Origin of the sequence: Flavobacterium sp. ABG (genome assembly GCF_001027725.1) — a bacterium.
GTDB classification, from domain to species: Bacteria; Bacteroidota; Bacteroidia; order Flavobacteriales; family Flavobacteriaceae; genus Flavobacterium; species Flavobacterium cupriresistens.
Window position 1 is genome coordinate 213,680 of sequence record NZ_LEKS01000001.1, and the last position, 14,752, is coordinate 228,431.

The following is a 14,752-nucleotide window of genomic DNA, read 5'->3' on the forward strand; positions in this document are numbered from 1 at the left end:
CGGTTTTTTCACAGTAAAAATTTTAATTAATGCGCCACAGTTTTAGAAAAAACATTAATTACAAGGACTCCGATCAGGATCAACAGTAACCCAATAATCGCAGGTAAATCTGGTATTTGTTTGAAAAAAACTGCTCCGATAATCGTGATTAAAACAATTCCGACTCCGGACCAGATGGCATAAGCAATTCCGACAGGGATAGTTCTAATGGCAAAACTCAAAAAATAAAAGGCACCGCAATACCCCATAACCGTAATGATACTCGGTATTAATTTGCTGAATTCTTCCGATTTTTTTAATGCAGAAGTTGCAATGATTTCGAAAATAATAGCAATGCCTAAAAATAAAAAGTTTTTCATAATTCCTGTTTTTTACAAAGTTAAGAAAACCCGACAGTTTTTAGAATCTATCGGATTTATTGTTGGATTTGTAAATTTTACGGATTGAGTGACAAGCCAACACTAAAAAACAACCTCACTTTGTCGATATTATTTATCCACGAAGTATCAAGATGAATAGGGCCTAAAATGGATTGATAGGATATAGTGGCTCCTCCGGAAAGGACAAGACTAGGTTCCTCATTTAGAGCCCAATTTCCTTTTGGAGTCAAGGCTTTATCGATGTAATTGTTAAAATCTTCAAAACCAATAGTGGCAACATTAAAGTGAGGGGTTAGGTATATTTTTCCCATTAGGTTTACTTGAGCACCAAGATTCATTCCTATAAATTGCGTAAGATTGACTTCGTCTTCATGGAGCCCCGGAAAGCAAAAACGATTACTACCGGAAGAAGGGGTGACACCTCCTAAAAAATACTTTACGGCATAACCTAAATCAGTAAAGGATTCTTGATTGCTTTTAAGTTTGTCCAGGAATGTAAAATTTGCATCAAGCCCTATTATCCCTGTTATTCTTTTTGTTAAAAATATTCTTTTTTCAAACCCCAATCCAAATCTGGTATAAGCATTTGTTGGACCGGAAACAGCTGTTATGTTTGAGTCGCTGAAGGAAACATCGATATCTGAAAGTAGCGATCTGCTTAGATTGGCTTTTATTATAGTTCCGTTGTTTGCAAAAAAAACTTTGTCCATGTCATTGTAAGAATAATGCATGTTTAACTCTATCGTATTAAAATTGTAATTATCAATAGACGTTATACTAGGATTATAGTCGGTATTGTATTTTGGTTTTAATAGTACATACTGGTAATTTAAACCAAAACCGACGTAACTTTTAAGAGAATTTAAATTTTTATTGGCTTCATTTTTAAACTCGAAAGTATTAAAAAGCACATTGTCTGCGGATTTTCCATCTATAAAAATTTCTTGGTTTAAAAATGAGGTATAAAGTTCAGTTGCCCACCACCAGTCTTTGTTTTTTCCAAAATTTTTCTGAAAATTGATTCTCGCTTTGGGTTGTTCGGCAATATCTAATGTTACAAGAAGACGAGAGGATTCAGCAATGACATTTCTGGCGGTGTAATTAAAAATAAGCCCGACACCTCTATAAGTGTCATAATGTAACGACATGTTGATTTGGTTCTTGGCACGTTCAAATCCAATTATTGTAATTCCCAGTTTATCTTTGTTTTTTATGAAGTAGTGATACGTTATTTCGTCAAACAGATTGGTACCCATGGCTCTGTTGACCCCTGCCATTAAATCTTCGGTGGTATATTTTACATGTGTTTTGAGGTTTGCTCGGGCCGTTACTAAAGGAAGGTTTTCGGCACTTATTTTTTTATATACAATGGTGTCAAGAATAAATTCCCGAGGCATTTTTGGCAGCTCGTGAATGCGTTGGGGATATCCTTTTAATTGATTTGCAAGAGCAATTAAAGCGGGTAGGTTTTGCTCGGTTGCGATTTTTCCATCTTTATAGATTTCGTTACTTTTTCCAAAATCAGCGGTAGAAAAACGTAAGTTTGGCGGATGATCAACTAAGATCGTACAGAGGGCTCTATTTGCCGGATTTTTAATATTACTTGGAAACATACTGGTTTGCATCAATATAGTCACAAGACTATTTAATTTGTCAATGGGTTGCATTCCTCCCCCTACATCGCTGCCAATAATGATGTCGGCACCCATTTGTTTCGCAACGTCTGTTGGAAAATTATTCAAAACTCCTCCATCAACTAATACTGTTTTTTCGTAAACCATTGGCTTAAATATAGCCGGCAAAGACATACTGGCTCTCATAGCATAGGCTAAACTGCCTTTGCTTAAGATGACTTCTTTTCCCTCGACCAAATCAGTAGCCATGGCTCTAAAGGGAATCGGTAAACTGTCGAAATTTTTGACATTATAAACTGGAAAGGTCAACTCAGAAAGGTATTCTCGTAAATTTTGATCGTTTAAGAGTGAGCCAACCCTGTTTAGTTTTCCCTCTTTGATTCCTATTCCAACTAAATACCTCTGAAATTCTCTTTTTTCTTCTGCACTTGCGGTTCTTAAGGACTGACCTCCGCCAAGTAATTTATCCCAATAAATATTTTTGGTGATTTTTTCAATACTATCTCCCGAATATCCCATTGCATATAAACCTCCGATGATGCTTCCCATACTATTTCCGACAATCAGATCGGGAACAATGTGCAAAGAATCAAGTTTTTGCAAAAGCGGAATATGTGCAATTCCTTTTGCGCCACCACCACTTAACACTAGTACAACTTTAGGTTTCTTCTCCTGAGAAAAAATAACGTGCGGAAGCGTTAGTAGCAATAAGAAGACAAATAAATAAGATGTTTTTTTCAAGGCTATAGTGTTTATGTCGCTGATAAATAGAGACTTATTTCGGTTCTTAAAAATAAGTAGTTATTTATAAAAGTACAATTTTTTGAGTGAATGTTAAAAAGAGTTGTTTTTTTAGATGTTTTAAACAGATTAGAAACTGGAATGTTTTTTTATGGATCTAAAACCTTAGTAGGGCAATTTGCCTGCTGAGAGGACTGTAAAATTACTTTTTGATTAAGCTATATCAGGGCCAAACTGAATTTCTTTGGCTTCATCATAACAATTTGCGCATAACATTTTAAAATCGGCTCGAGCTTCAAATGCGTCGTTCCATTCTTCTCCATTATCCAGTAACCATTGTTCGCATGTTCCGCACCAGGCAATTTGGGGAAGGTCTTCCTCTGCTTCTGAATAGAAAAAACCAACTTTTCTTTTTTTGTCTATTGCCATTGCAATGTGAATACAGGTAAAAGACATATCCTGTGAACCATGTTGTTCACATAAAACTTTTTCAATCATATTTTTTGAAGGTTATCGGTTTAACAAAATTTATTTCCCGACAGTTTCTTAGCTAATATATAAATATAATCAGGAATTATTTATTGATTAGAAAAAGAAAACCCTCACATTACTGCAAGGGTTTCTAAATATTCAAATTTTTAAAGAAATCTAAAATCTAAATTCAGAAATCTAAAATTATCTAGTATCTGTAGTATTCCGGTTTGAATGGACCTTGAACTTCAACACCGATGTAAGCCGCTTGGTCGTCACGTAAAACTTCCAATTCAACTCCTAATTTAGCTAAGTGTAAGGCAGCTACTTTTTCATCTAAGTGTTTAGGTAACATATAAACGTCATTGTTGTAAGCAGCGCTGTTTTTCCATAATTCGATTTGTGCCAAAGTTTGGTTTGTGAATGAGTTACTCATTACAAAACTTGGGTGACCTGTAGCACAACCAAGGTTAACTAAACGACCTTCAGCAAGGATGATGATATCTTTTCCTGCGATAGTATATTTGTCAACTTGTGGTTTGATTTCGATTTTAGAAGCACCGTGGTTTTTGTTCAACCAAGCCATGTCAATTTCGTTATCAAAGTGTCCGATGTTACAAACAACAGTTTTGTCTTTCATTTGCTCGAAATGACTTCCAAGAACGATATCTTTATTTCCTGTAGTAGTAATGATGATATCAGCATTAGCAATTACAGTGTTTAATTTTTTAACTTCATAACCGTCCATTGCAGCTTGTAAAGCACAAATTGGGTCAATTTCAGTAACTGTTACAATAGATCCTGCACCTCTGAAAGAAGCAGCAGTTCCTTTTCCAACATCACCATATCCACAAACGATAACTCTTTTTCCAGCCAACATTAAGTCAGTAGCACGACGTACAGCATCTACAGCAGATTCTTTACATCCGTATTTGTTATCAAATTTAGATTTAGTAACAGAGTCATTAATGTTGATAGCAGGCATTGGTAAAGTTCCGGCTTTTACTCTTTCGTAAAGTCTGTGAACACCAGTTGTAGTCTCTTCAGATAAACCTTTGATTCCAGGAACCAATTCTGGGAAACGGTCAATAACCATGTTAGTTAAATCTCCACCATCATCTAAGATCATGTTCAATGGTTGTCTGTCTTCACCAAAGAATAAAGTTTGCTCAATACACCAGTCAAAAGACTCTTCATCAAGACCTTTCCAAGCGTAAACTTGAATTCCGGCAGCAGCAATAGCAGCAGCAGCCTGATCCTGAGTAGAGAAAATGTTACAAGAACTCCAAGTAACTTCAGCACCAAGAGCAATTAAAGTCTCGATCAAAACTGCAGTTTGGATGGTCATGTGCAGACATCCTGCAATACGCGCACCTTTAAGAGGTTGCTCGTCTTTATATTCAGCACGAAGCGCCATTAAACCTGGCATTTCAGCTTCAGCCAGTTCAATTTCTTTTCTTCCCCAAGCCGCTAGAGAAATGTCTTTTACTTTGAAAGCCACAAAAGGCGTAGTTGTAGTACTCATTTATAGTATATTTGTAATTGTAAATTTTTGGCAAATTTACGGAATAACTTTAAATTTTTACTAATTTCTGTAAGATTTGTGAAATGTTTAATTGCTTAATCTTTTGTGCCTTAGATAAATATTTGGTTGACCTGTTAAGCATCATCAAAGTAAGAAGCTAATCCTGCAGTCTATTGTATCTTTTGTTGCTCCCGATAACGTATCGGGATGTCTCAGAAAGATGTTGTTCTTATCGGGAGGGTTATAAAAACTTTTGATTTTTTAACAGATTTGATGAATTTTTATCCTGTGATTTCAAAATATTGCAACACGTACATTTATAAATTATAATCCATAATAAAAAAAATGCCCTTATTTCAGACCATACAGCACAACGAAACGACCAAAATTTTAATTTGGGAAATAACAGAATCTTTAGAGGAGCTGCTGGATAAAGTCGTGTTAAAAGAAAAAACACAGTTGAGGTTGAACGGAATGAAATCTCAAATGCATCAACGTGCTTTTTTGAGTGTTCGTATGTTAATTCAGGAAATGGGTTTTACCGATCATGATTTACACTATGATGAATTTGGAAAGCCTTATTTTTATTGTCAGAATTATATTTCGATCACACATTCGCACAACTTCGCTGCCATCATTATCAGCGAAGAAACGGTGGGGATTGATATGGAGCTGCAACGCGAAAAAATCCTTCGCATTGCAGATAAATTTACGGATTATGAATGCAGTTATTTAAAACCCGATTCAACACTGAAATATATTAAAAAGCTAACGGTAATCTGGGGAGCAAAAGAAGCAATCTTTAAAATCAGAAACGAAAAAGGAATCAGTTTCAAAGATCATATTCGGGTTAATTCTTTTTCTTTAAAAGAAAACCAAACACAAGCCAGTCTTCATTTTGATGATTTAATAAAAGATTTTGAAGTACATTATAAAGAGATCCAATCGGAGGTTTCGGAGCAAAAATTCACACTCGTTTATGCTTTTGAGCAGTAGATCGTATTCTCAGCCAATTTCTTCCGGTGTTCAAACATGCTCATAAAAAGAAACGTTCCCATTTTTCTGGCGCGTCTTTTCAGGGTCTCTGCATTTTCGCCTTCAAAAAGTTCTTCTAAAGTTTGAAACCAGTAGTTGAGCCAGATTCCAAATTCATTTGAAGTGATTTTACCGTCAAAGTGAGTGTCAACTTCATTGTGTACGGCATGGGGATTTCCTTTGTATTTTTTAACAGCAAATAGATTTGTTTCCCAAAAATCAGTCAACTTCTCCAGATGTGCGTCCCAGTCTTTGATCATCGTATTAAAATAAAAACCAATTTCAGCATCGGCCCTTATTTTAGTATAGAAGGTATGGACCAGGATCGCTATATCTGCTCTATTTTCTATTTGTTTTCTCATACTATAATGTTGTTGATAATTATAAATAAGATGCTAAAGAATACACTTGTAATAATTAAATTAAAAACAGTTTTGTGACTCATCTGAGCCAAGATAGAAGTATTGGCAAATATATTGATAAATACAATAATTGCCAGTTGGATCATTTGTGTTACAGAAGTCCCGTTTGCAAGAACAAACATGGCTGCGGTTGCTCCAAGACAGCTTTGTCCAATTATTGCCATAGAAGCAGAACCAAAGTAACTTTTGTTGAAATTTTCGAATGTTGTGTTATAAAGTGTCATGATGTATAATTTTATAGTAACAAATTTACGGCTACTATACACCATGGTTTTATGACTTTAATCATAAAATAAGAACTTTTTTAGCGGTATACTTTTCTGTTAATGATCTTTAAAAGTCCCTTTTTTTCTAAGCTTTTAATCGTTCTGATGACGGTTTCAACGCGCAGTCCTGTTAAGTCACCAATCTGTTGTCTCGTAAAATTGATACAGTACCCATTGGTGTCTTTTTTAAAATTAAAATAAGCAATTCCGTGATCTATTAGTTTCAGAATTCGATGCTCGGGTTCCTGAGTTGACATTTCTGCCGCCATAACAGATTTGTAATACAGACGCTGTGCTAAATTCTCGATTATTTTAAGGCTGATGGATGGATTGTCTTCCAGAAGTTTCATGAAATCGGATTTAGGAACACAAAGGATTTCCGCATCAGCAACGGCAACAGCACTTGCCGGATAGTTTTGATTTAAAAATAAAGGAGGTTCACCAAAAGACTGGTCTTTGTAAAAGATACCCTGAATAAATTCGCGTCCATCATCATTGTAATTGTTCATTTTTATTTCACCTGAAACAATTTGATAATAGTGTGTGGGTAGTTTTCCTTCTTCAAAAACAGTAGTAGTTTTTTCGTAGAATTTCTTTACGGCACCATATTTTTCTAAAAGACTGTTCGCAATCATAAGTTGTTTCTTTTGTATCAAAAGCGATTACACAAATATAATTTATTCAAAATAGTTCTTCAGGATTAAAAAACTTTTACTTTTACTCCCGATTATGAAACAAAAAATAGCCAATATCTACGAACAAATTATTCAGGCCAAGATTGATGGGCAAAAATTGCTTGCCGTTCTTTTGGATCCCGATAAAATTGTCTGGGAAAATTTGGACCACCTTTTACTTAAAATAAGACAATCTCCTGCAACTCATATTTTTGTTGGAGGCAGTATTGTTCAGGCAACTATTTTGGAAGAATTAATGACAGCGTTAAAACAAAAAACAAACTTGCCCGTTGTTATATTTCCGGGTGATCCGTCTCAGATTTCTTCTCAGGCCGATGCTATTTTGTTTTTGTCATTATTATCGGGACGAAATGCGGATTATCTCATCGAGTATCAGGTTCAGGCAGCACCAATTCTGAAAAAGACAAATCTTGAGGTTATTTCAACAGGCTATATTTTAATAGAAAGTGGTAATGAAACTGCCGTAGCAAGAGTAAGTAAAACACAACCTTTGGATCGTCAAGATTTAGACTTAGTTTTGGCAACGGCACAGGCTGGGGAAATGTTAGGGAATAAATTAGTTTATTTGGAAGCAGGAAGCGGAGCAAAAGAAGCTGTTCCGTTAGAAATGATAACGTTAGTTGCTCAAAATGTTGAAATTCCGGTAATTGTTGGCGGAGGAATTGTAGATTTGCAAGGAATTCAAAAGGCGTATACCGCAGGTGCAGATTTAGTAGTGATTGGAACTGCTTTTGAGAATAACAGTCGCTTTTTTGAAGCCTAAAATGTAAAAAGTAACAACCGGAAACAACCTGCTAAAATGATTGATTTTTTTCTTGAGAGTTATAAAAATGTTCCGCAATGGCATATTGCTTTGGAGTTTTTAGTTTTTGTGTGTGGAATTTTGAGCGTTTGGTTTGCCAAGAAAGAAAATATTTGGGTCTATCCGACAGGTTTAATCGCAACCGTAATTTCTGTTTACCTTTTATATATTGCAGGTTATATCGGCGATATGATCATTAACGGTTATTTTTCTGTGATGAGTATTTATGGCTGGTATGTTTGGGCAAAAGGAGGAACTGTTGAGGATAATCTGCCCATTACACGAACTAATTTTAATGAAAAAATAATAGGAGTTATATTGTTTTTTGTAACTGTTTTTGTAGTTTTCGGAATTTATAAATATTTCGATTACGAAATCAAGAATGACAACTATATTGATATAATTTCATCAGGAATATTTTTTTCAGGAATGTGGTACATGGCCCGAAAAAAAATCGAAAACTGGACACTTTGGATTATAGGTGATATTATTGTAGTGCCTCTTTACGCTTATCGTGGTTTAGGGATGTTATCACTTCAATATTTAATTTTTACAATTTTAGCTATTTCAGCTTATTTAGAATGGAGAAAAATCTTAGACAGCAAAAAACAACTATCATAAAGATTGCTTTGTTTGGTCCTGAAAGTACAGGAAAAACAACCTTGGCAAAACAACTTGCTCAGTATTATGAAACAGAGTGGGTTCCTGAGTTTGCACGTGATTATTTGCAGGAAAAATGGGAAGAGAATCAGCATATTTGCGTAGCTGAGGATATGATGCCTATTGCTTACGGACAGGTAGCGCTAGAGAATCAAAAGCTTTCTGTGGCTAAAAAATATTTGTTTTGCGACACAAACCTGATGGTTACTAAAGTTTTTTCTGAGATGTATTACGGCTTTTGTGATGCCCTTTTAAATGAAGCTGCACTAGAGCACGATTACGATTTGTTTTTCCTGACGGACATTGATGTTCCGTGGGAAAAAGACGATTTGAGAGATACTCCCGAGGGAAGAGAACCGGTATTTTCTGTTTTTAAGCAAACCTTAATTGATGCTAAAAAACCATTTATTACACTTTCAGGGGATAAAGAAAGTCGTTTAGCAAAAGCTACAGCCATCATTAATAATCTGACAATTGCTAAAGAAAAAGGTTTTTCATCTGCTGATTTTGTGGAGATTTACGAGCACGGAATTCCTTTTGAGAAAATCTTAAAACAACTAAAAATTTTCAAAAACGGAATTGCAAAGAGTAATTTAATAAGTCCCGCAACAGTAAACAAAGGGATTTTAAGTCTTACGGAAAGGGATTTTGAGGAGAAAGCCAATTTTTTTGATCTCCAAAAAGCAGCGCTGAAATTAAAGAAATTTGTTCCGGCTTCAGGAGCTGCGAGCAGGATGTTTAAATTTTTGACCGCTTTTCTGAATGATTTTGATATACAAACAGAAACTATAAATGCTTACATAAATAGAAAAAAAGACAGCAATCTGTCTATTTTTATTGTAGCAATGGACAAGTTTCCGTTTTTTGAAGCTTTAGATAAAAAATTACGGGAAATTTATCCGGATTTTGAAACTTTAGACAGAGATTACAAAAACTATTATTTTATAAAACTATTACTGTCAAGTGATTATTTTGATTTTGCAAACAAACCAAAAGCAGTTTTGCCATTTCACCAGTACACCACCCATATTGCCAATCCGATAGAAGAACATTTAAACGAATGTTTACACTACGCTACAGCAAATCAAATTTCAAATTTACATTTTACAGTTTCGGAAGCCCATCAAAATCAGTTTGAAAAGGTGGTCGCTCCACTTAAAGAAAAAGTAGAAAAAGTATCCGGAATTCAAATTAAGATCGGTTACAGTTATCAAAACAAAAGTACAGATTCTATTACGGTTGACGTTAAAAACAAGATCGTAAGAGATAGTAAAGGGGAACTGGTTTTCAGACCAGGTGGGCATGGAGCTTTGATTGAAAATTTAAATGAATTGGATGCGGATATTATCTTTATAAAAAATATAGATAACGTAATTCAAAACCATATTGATAAAATTACCTTATACAAAAAGGCTTTGGCGGGAATTTTAATTGAAATTCAGCAGAAAGTTTTTGGTTATTTAGCAGTAATTGAAAGCCAAAAAATAAAAGAAAATGAGCTTGAGGAGATGGTTGTATTTCTAACTCAAAAGCTCAACATTCAGATGACTAAAGATTTTGATAAATTTACTTTTGAAAACAAAATCATTAAAATTGAAAGTTTGCTAAACAGACCCATCAGGGTTTGCGGGATGGTTAAAAATGAAGGGGAACCCGGAGGTGGGCCATTTTGGGTTATGAACAGTAAAGGGAAGATTTCTCTTCAGATAGTTGAAGCATCTCAAGTCGATTTAACCAATAAAAAACAACTTGAAATCTTAGCCGAAGCAACACACTTTAATCCGGTTGATTTGGTTTGTGGAATAAAGAATTATAAAAACGAAAAATTCAATCTGGGTGAATTTGTAGACTCAAAAGCCGGTTTTATAGTTGAAAAAAGTGTTGAAGGAAAAGCTGTAAAAAGTTATGAGTTACCGGGTTTATGGAATGGTGCAATGGCAAATTGGCTGACTATTTTTGTTGCAGTACCCTTAATAACTTTTAATCCTGTAAAGACCGTAAATGATTTATTGAAACCAGCACACCAACCACAGTAATGAATCTCGAAAAAATACAATCAGAATTAAATTTTAAAGCCGTTAGAAGTAGTGGTGCCGGTGGACAAAATGTAAATAAAGTATCTTCAAAGGTAGTTTTGACTTTTGATTTGAATGCATCCGATTCTTTGTCCGAAGAAGAAAAAATGCTTTTAAAGACCAATCTGGCTTCCCGTTTAACATCAGAAGGGATGTTGATCTTAAACTGTGATGAAGACCGAAGTCAGATTAAGAACAAAGACCTAGTTGTAAAACGCTTTTTTGAAATCATTAAAAAAGGATTATTCGTTCCTAAAGTCAGAAAGGCGACTAAAATTCCTAAAGCAGTAATCAAAAAAAGAATCAAAGACAAAAAGAACATCTCAGAAATAAAACAATCCCGCAGAAAACCAAATTTAGATTAAGTTTGGAATTTGGAATTTAAGATTTGGAATTTGGAATTTCAGTTTTGGAATTTAATTTTTCAAGATTGTATTTTAACTTTTTAGTTCTACCTTTGCCCCGTCTCAAAGGGGTGCTCTAAATAACGAGCTGAGATCATACCCAAAGAACCTGAGCGAGTAATGTCGCTAAGGGAAAAACGACAAATTTTAGCGTATAAACTCTATTTTGTCGTGAAACAATTTTATTAATTTAACAAAAGAATAATTCCCCCTTTTATTCGTAATTTTTTTACGGATGAAAACTATTTTAAGTATTTCAGCTGCAAAGGTTCAAAGTAGCAGCAGTTCAAAGTTTTTTAAAATGACCCACTACAAGTCATTTTTCCTTGTTTTATTTTCTTTATTTACTTCTCTGACTTCTTTTTCGCAACAACAAGATTCGACCAAAGTCAATCAGCTTGACGATGTATTGGTTTCGGCCGTTCGTGTGACCACAAAAACACCAGTATCTTTTAGCAATATGAGTAAAAAGGAAATCCAATTTAGAAATCTAGGTCAGGACATTCCAATTCTTATGAATTACTTGCCCTCTGTCGTGACCACTTCTGATGCAGGAAATGGTATGGGATATACCGGAATCAGAGTACGTGGTAGTGATGCTACAAGAGTTAACGTTACGATCAACGGAATTCCGTACAATGATGCCGAAAGTCAGGGGACATTTTGGGTAAATATGCCCGATTTTGCTTCGTCGGTTGAGAGTTTGCAATTGCAGCGTGGTGTTGGAACTTCGACGAATGGTTCGGGAGCTTTTGGTGCCAGCTTAAATATGTTGACAGATAAATATGCTTCAAAAGCCAATGGAGAAATTTCAAATTCCTTTGGAAGTTTTAATTCGCGTAAACATACCGTAAAATTCAGTACCGGGCTTCTTAATGATCATTTTGAAATCGCCGGACGTTTGTCAGCTCTAAAATCTGACGGATATGTAGACAGAGCAAGTTCTGATTTGAAGTCTTATTTTTTACAAGGTACTTATGTTGGTAAAACTACTTTAATCAAAGCCTTAGTTTTTGGAGGAACAGAAAAGACGTACCAGTCATGGAACGGAATTAGTGCAAAAAAATTAGACGAAGATCGTACGTATAATTCTGCCGGAAAGTTCGAGGACGAAGCAGGAAATACGCGCTTTTATGACAATGAAACAGATAATTACAAACAAGATCATTATCAATTACACTGGAGTGAATCGGTTTCAGATAAATGGAGTACTAATCTAGCGTTTCATTATACCAAAGGGCTTGGTTATTTTGAAAATTACAAATATAATGAGCCTGTTGAGGGTTATGGAGGAATACTGCCTACTAAAATGGTTGAAAATGATAATGGAGATTTAGTTCCCGGAACAGATTTAATTCGCCAGAAATGGTTAGATAATGATTTCTACGGAACCACTTTTTCTGTAAAGTACAAAGACGAAAAGCTGGATGTCATCTTTGGTGGTGGTTGGAATAAGTACGAGGGAAGTCATTACGGAAAAGTAATCTGGGCAAGAAATGCCGGTCAAACAGAATTAGGAGACCGTTACTATGATGATTTTTCGACAAAAACGGACGGAAATATTTTTGCGAAAGCTAATTATCAATTGACGGATAAATTGAGTTTCTATGGGGATTTGCAATACAGAAAAGTGACTTATAAAGCGAATAGTGCCGAAACAGGTTTGGTTGATGATCATTTTAATTTTTTTAATCCAAAAGCGGGTTTGAATTTTGAAATCAACAATAAGAATATTTTATACTTTTCATACGCCAGAGCGAATCGTGAGCCAAATAGAAGCGATTACGAAGGTGGAAATGTAAAACCGGAGAAGTTAAATGACTTTGAGTTGGGTTGGAGATTTAATTCAGATAACGTTCAATTGAATACCAATTTCTATTTTATGGGATACAAAGACCAACTTGTTTTAACCGGTCAGTTAAATGATGTAGGTGCTCCTTTGCGTGCCAACAGCGGCGATAGTTACCGAGCAGGTATTGAGGTTGATGCAACGCTTAAGTTGTCAGAACAATGGTATATTCAACCTAATATTACGTTGAGTCAAAACAAAAACAAGGATTATCATTTTACCAGAGATGGAGCTTTACAGAATCTGGGTGCAACCAATATCGCTTTTTCTCCTGAAGTAATTGCGGGTAATCGTTTGACTTTTATACCAATTAAAGACTTGCAAATTTCATTGCTTTCTAAATTTGTAGGAGAGCAATTTATGGGAAATATTGATTCGGATGTTTCAAAACTAGATAGTTATTTCGTAAATGATTTGAATGTTTCTTATGAAATTAAACCTAAAAAAGTTTTTAAATCAATTGTGGTATCAGCATTAGTCAATAATATTTTTGATCTAAAGTATGAGAGTAATGGATTCTTTTATACGTATGATATAAAAGACCCTGTTACTTCTGCTGTTAATACTTTTGATGTACCTGGCTATTATCCTCAGGCGGGAATTAATTGCCTGGTAGGATTAACGTTGAAATTCTAATGGAATATTTAAAATAGAAAAAGCCTGAAAGTTTTAAATTTTCAGGCTTTTTTATTTTAATTGTATATATGAAGTACAGTTCCAGTTAACTGAGCCCGATATTGTTTCAAAGGGTATTCTTTGTTACCAAGTCCCGAGAAAAGATTGTAAGCGCTTTTATCACAGGAGCAAACTGCATTTAATCCGTCAATTTTCAATGGAGCACAAGCATTTGCGGCTTCGTTAGGACAAGCGGCATCAAAAGCATTGTAAGTTCCTTCGCCCGTTTTTATTACGATTAATCCTTGTGCACCGAAATTGGGAACAAATACAGGATTACTGATAAATTTCAGATTGCTGTATAAAGGCAGATTAGTGTCCAGGTACGCATTAACAGAATAATTCGGCAGGTTCGGGTTTTTGTTGCTCTTACCGCTGTCGCTACAAGAAAAAAGCACAGAAACAAAGAGGGTTAATAGCCAGATTTTTTTCATTATTTAAAGTTGAATTAGTGAAACAAAAATAAATTATTTAGATTTGAATTCCATATGATTAACATATAATTATGTACTATAAAAAATAATAGTATATTTGTAATAAGAAATCCCGTCCCGATGGGATTTTTTGTATTTATATAAACGACGAAGTTATGAGTAAAGTATCTTATTATACAGCAGAAGGATTAAAAAAACTAAAAGATGAATTGGAGCACTTAAAAAGTGTAATGCGTCCAAAGGCATCTCAGGATATAGCAGAAGCAAGAGACAAAGGAGATTTATCTGAAAACGCAGAATATGATGCCGCTAAGGAGGCACAAGGACTGTTGGAAATGAGAATTGCCAAATTAGAAGAAGTATATTCGAACGCCAGATTAATAGATGAATCACAATTAGATGTTTCTAAAGCATTGGTGCTTTCAAATGTTAAAATCAAGAACCAAAGCAACGGAATGGAAATGAAATATACATTAGTTGCAGAAAGTGAAGCAGATCTTAAAACCGGAAAAATTTCAGTAACATCTCCTATTGGAAAAGGTTTACTTGGAAAATCGGTTGGAGAAGTTGCAGAAATCACAGTGCCTAATGGTGTTTTGAAATTTGAAATTCTTGAAATTTCAAGAGACTAATTTTTTTAAGTTTAACGGTTTAATCGTGCAATCGGTTAAACGATTTACCATA

At 34.8% G+C, this 14,752-nt stretch carries 15 protein-coding genes; 7 read left to right on the forward strand and 8 right to left on the reverse strand.

The features are described 5' to 3' along the window. Positions 1-26 precede the first annotated feature (26 nt). The 4 genes from AB674_RS00845 to ahcY form a co-directional block, all read right to left on the reverse strand. Positions 27-359 carry a DMT family transporter gene (locus AB674_RS00845; protein ID WP_047773003.1) on the reverse strand — a complete coding sequence of 111 codons (333 nt, stop codon included), beginning with the start codon at positions 357-359 and terminating at the stop codon, positions 27-29. 77 nt (positions 360-436) lie between these two features. Then, positions 437-2,755 carry a patatin-like phospholipase family protein gene (locus tag AB674_RS00850; RefSeq protein ID WP_047773004.1) on the reverse strand — a complete coding sequence of 773 codons (2,319 nt, stop codon included), beginning with the start codon at positions 2,753-2,755 and terminating at the stop codon, positions 437-439. A gap of 213 nt (positions 2,756-2,968) precedes the next feature. Continuing rightward, a complete protein-coding gene (locus tag AB674_RS00855; RefSeq protein ID WP_047773006.1) occupies positions 2,969-3,253 on the reverse strand; it encodes a hypothetical protein in 285 nt (94 codons plus the stop codon). A 181-nt stretch (positions 3,254-3,434) separates the two neighbouring features. Next, on the reverse strand, positions 3,435-4,751 hold the full coding sequence (ahcY, locus tag AB674_RS00860) for an adenosylhomocysteinase (protein WP_047773007.1): 1,317 nt from the start codon (positions 4,749-4,751) through the stop codon (positions 3,435-3,437). Positions 4,752-5,096: 345 nt separating this feature from the next. On the opposite strand from ahcY, the gene AB674_RS00865 reads away from it, so the two are divergent. After that, complete coding sequence (locus tag AB674_RS00865; RefSeq protein WP_047773009.1) at positions 5,097-5,747, forward strand: 4'-phosphopantetheinyl transferase family protein; 651 nt, start codon at positions 5,097-5,099, stop codon at positions 5,745-5,747. Here the strand turns inward: AB674_RS00865 and AB674_RS00870 are convergent. The 3 genes from AB674_RS00870 to AB674_RS00880 form a co-directional block, all read right to left on the reverse strand. Further along, positions 5,729-6,148 carry a group III truncated hemoglobin gene (locus tag AB674_RS00870; protein ID WP_047773011.1) on the reverse strand — a complete coding sequence of 140 codons (420 nt, stop codon included), beginning with the start codon at positions 6,146-6,148 and terminating at the stop codon, positions 5,729-5,731. The two genes, AB674_RS00865 and AB674_RS00870, sit on opposite strands and share 19 nt — an antisense overlap. Then, positions 6,145-6,432 (reverse strand): hypothetical protein, encoded by a 288-nt coding sequence (locus tag AB674_RS00875; protein ID WP_047773013.1) that lies wholly within the window; start codon positions 6,430-6,432, stop codon positions 6,145-6,147. The genes AB674_RS00870 and AB674_RS00875 overlap by 4 nt, the downstream gene beginning before the upstream one ends. Positions 6,433-6,512: 80 nt before the next feature. Beyond that, on the reverse strand, positions 6,513-7,109 hold the full coding sequence (locus AB674_RS00880) for a Crp/Fnr family transcriptional regulator (RefSeq protein WP_047773015.1): 597 nt from the start codon (positions 7,107-7,109) through the stop codon (positions 6,513-6,515). A gap of 94 nt (positions 7,110-7,203) precedes the next feature. Here AB674_RS00880 and AB674_RS00885 point away from each other — a divergent pair, with 94 nt between their 5' ends. The 5 genes from AB674_RS00885 to AB674_RS00905 all read left to right on the forward strand — a co-directional run bounded on the left by AB674_RS00885 (position 7,204) and on the right by AB674_RS00905 (position 13,595). Further along, positions 7,204-7,932 carry a geranylgeranylglyceryl/heptaprenylglyceryl phosphate synthase gene (locus tag AB674_RS00885; protein ID WP_047773016.1) on the forward strand — a complete coding sequence of 243 codons (729 nt, stop codon included), beginning with the start codon at positions 7,204-7,206 and terminating at the stop codon, positions 7,930-7,932. Between the two features lie 36 nt (positions 7,933-7,968). Continuing rightward, a complete protein-coding gene (gene pnuC / locus AB674_RS00890) occupies positions 7,969-8,592 on the forward strand; it encodes a nicotinamide riboside transporter PnuC (RefSeq protein ID WP_047773018.1) in 624 nt (207 codons plus the stop codon). Beyond that, a complete protein-coding gene (locus AB674_RS00895; RefSeq protein ID WP_047773019.1) occupies positions 8,553-10,667 on the forward strand; it encodes a DUF4301 family protein in 2,115 nt (704 codons plus the stop codon). The genes pnuC and AB674_RS00895 overlap by 40 nt, the downstream gene beginning before the upstream one ends. Next, a complete protein-coding gene (gene arfB, locus AB674_RS00900; protein ID WP_047773021.1) occupies positions 10,667-11,071 on the forward strand; it encodes an alternative ribosome rescue aminoacyl-tRNA hydrolase ArfB in 405 nt (134 codons plus the stop codon). Before AB674_RS00895 ends, arfB begins: the two co-directional genes overlap by 1 nt. A gap of 274 nt (positions 11,072-11,345) precedes the next feature. Then, positions 11,346-13,595 (forward strand): TonB-dependent receptor, encoded by a 2,250-nt coding sequence (locus tag AB674_RS00905; protein ID WP_047773022.1) that lies wholly within the window; start codon positions 11,346-11,348, stop codon positions 13,593-13,595. A gap of 56 nt (positions 13,596-13,651) precedes the next feature. Here AB674_RS00905 and AB674_RS00910 read toward each other — a convergent pair whose 3' ends face one another. Further along, entirely contained in the window at positions 13,652-14,068 is a 417-nt protein-coding gene (locus tag AB674_RS00910; RefSeq protein ID WP_047773023.1) for a hypothetical protein, read from the reverse strand. A 155-nt stretch (positions 14,069-14,223) separates the two neighbouring features. On the opposite strand from AB674_RS00910, the gene greA reads away from it, so the two are divergent. Continuing rightward, entirely contained in the window at positions 14,224-14,700 is a 477-nt protein-coding gene (gene greA, locus AB674_RS00915; protein WP_029271926.1) for a transcription elongation factor GreA, read from the forward strand. Positions 14,701-14,752 lie beyond the last annotated feature (52 nt).

Coding starts and splice junctions, on each gene's coding strand:
- arfB (WP_047773021.1), top strand. CDS start 10,667: ATGAATCTCGAAAAAATACAATCAGAATTAAATTTTAAAGCCGTTAGA.
- AB674_RS00870 (WP_047773011.1), bottom strand. CDS start 6,148: ATGAGAAAACAAATAGAAAATAGAGCAGATATAGCGATCCTGGTCCAT.
- AB674_RS00910 (WP_047773023.1), bottom strand. CDS start 14,068: ATGAAAAAAATCTGGCTATTAACCCTCTTTGTTTCTGTGCTTTTTTCT.
- AB674_RS00855 (WP_047773006.1), bottom strand. CDS start 3,253: ATGATTGAAAAAGTTTTATGTGAACAACATGGTTCACAGGATATGTCT.
- AB674_RS00845 (WP_047773003.1), bottom strand. CDS start 359: ATGAAAAACTTTTTATTTTTAGGCATTGCTATTATTTTCGAAATCATT.
- AB674_RS00885 (WP_047773016.1), top strand. CDS start 7,204: ATGAAACAAAAAATAGCCAATATCTACGAACAAATTATTCAGGCCAAG.
- ahcY (WP_047773007.1), bottom strand. CDS start 4,751: ATGAGTACTACAACTACGCCTTTTGTGGCTTTCAAAGTAAAAGACATT.
- AB674_RS00875 (WP_047773013.1), bottom strand. CDS start 6,432: ATGACACTTTATAACACAACATTCGAAAATTTCAACAAAAGTTACTTT.
- AB674_RS00895 (WP_047773019.1), top strand. CDS start 8,553: ATGGAGAAAAATCTTAGACAGCAAAAAACAACTATCATAAAGATTGCT.
- greA (WP_029271926.1), top strand. CDS start 14,224: ATGAGTAAAGTATCTTATTATACAGCAGAAGGATTAAAAAAACTAAAA.
- AB674_RS00880 (WP_047773015.1), bottom strand. CDS start 7,109: ATGATTGCGAACAGTCTTTTAGAAAAATATGGTGCCGTAAAGAAATTC.
- pnuC (WP_047773018.1), top strand. CDS start 7,969: ATGATTGATTTTTTTCTTGAGAGTTATAAAAATGTTCCGCAATGGCAT.
- AB674_RS00905 (WP_047773022.1), top strand. CDS start 11,346: ATGAAAACTATTTTAAGTATTTCAGCTGCAAAGGTTCAAAGTAGCAGC.
- AB674_RS00865 (WP_047773009.1), top strand. CDS start 5,097: ATGCCCTTATTTCAGACCATACAGCACAACGAAACGACCAAAATTTTA.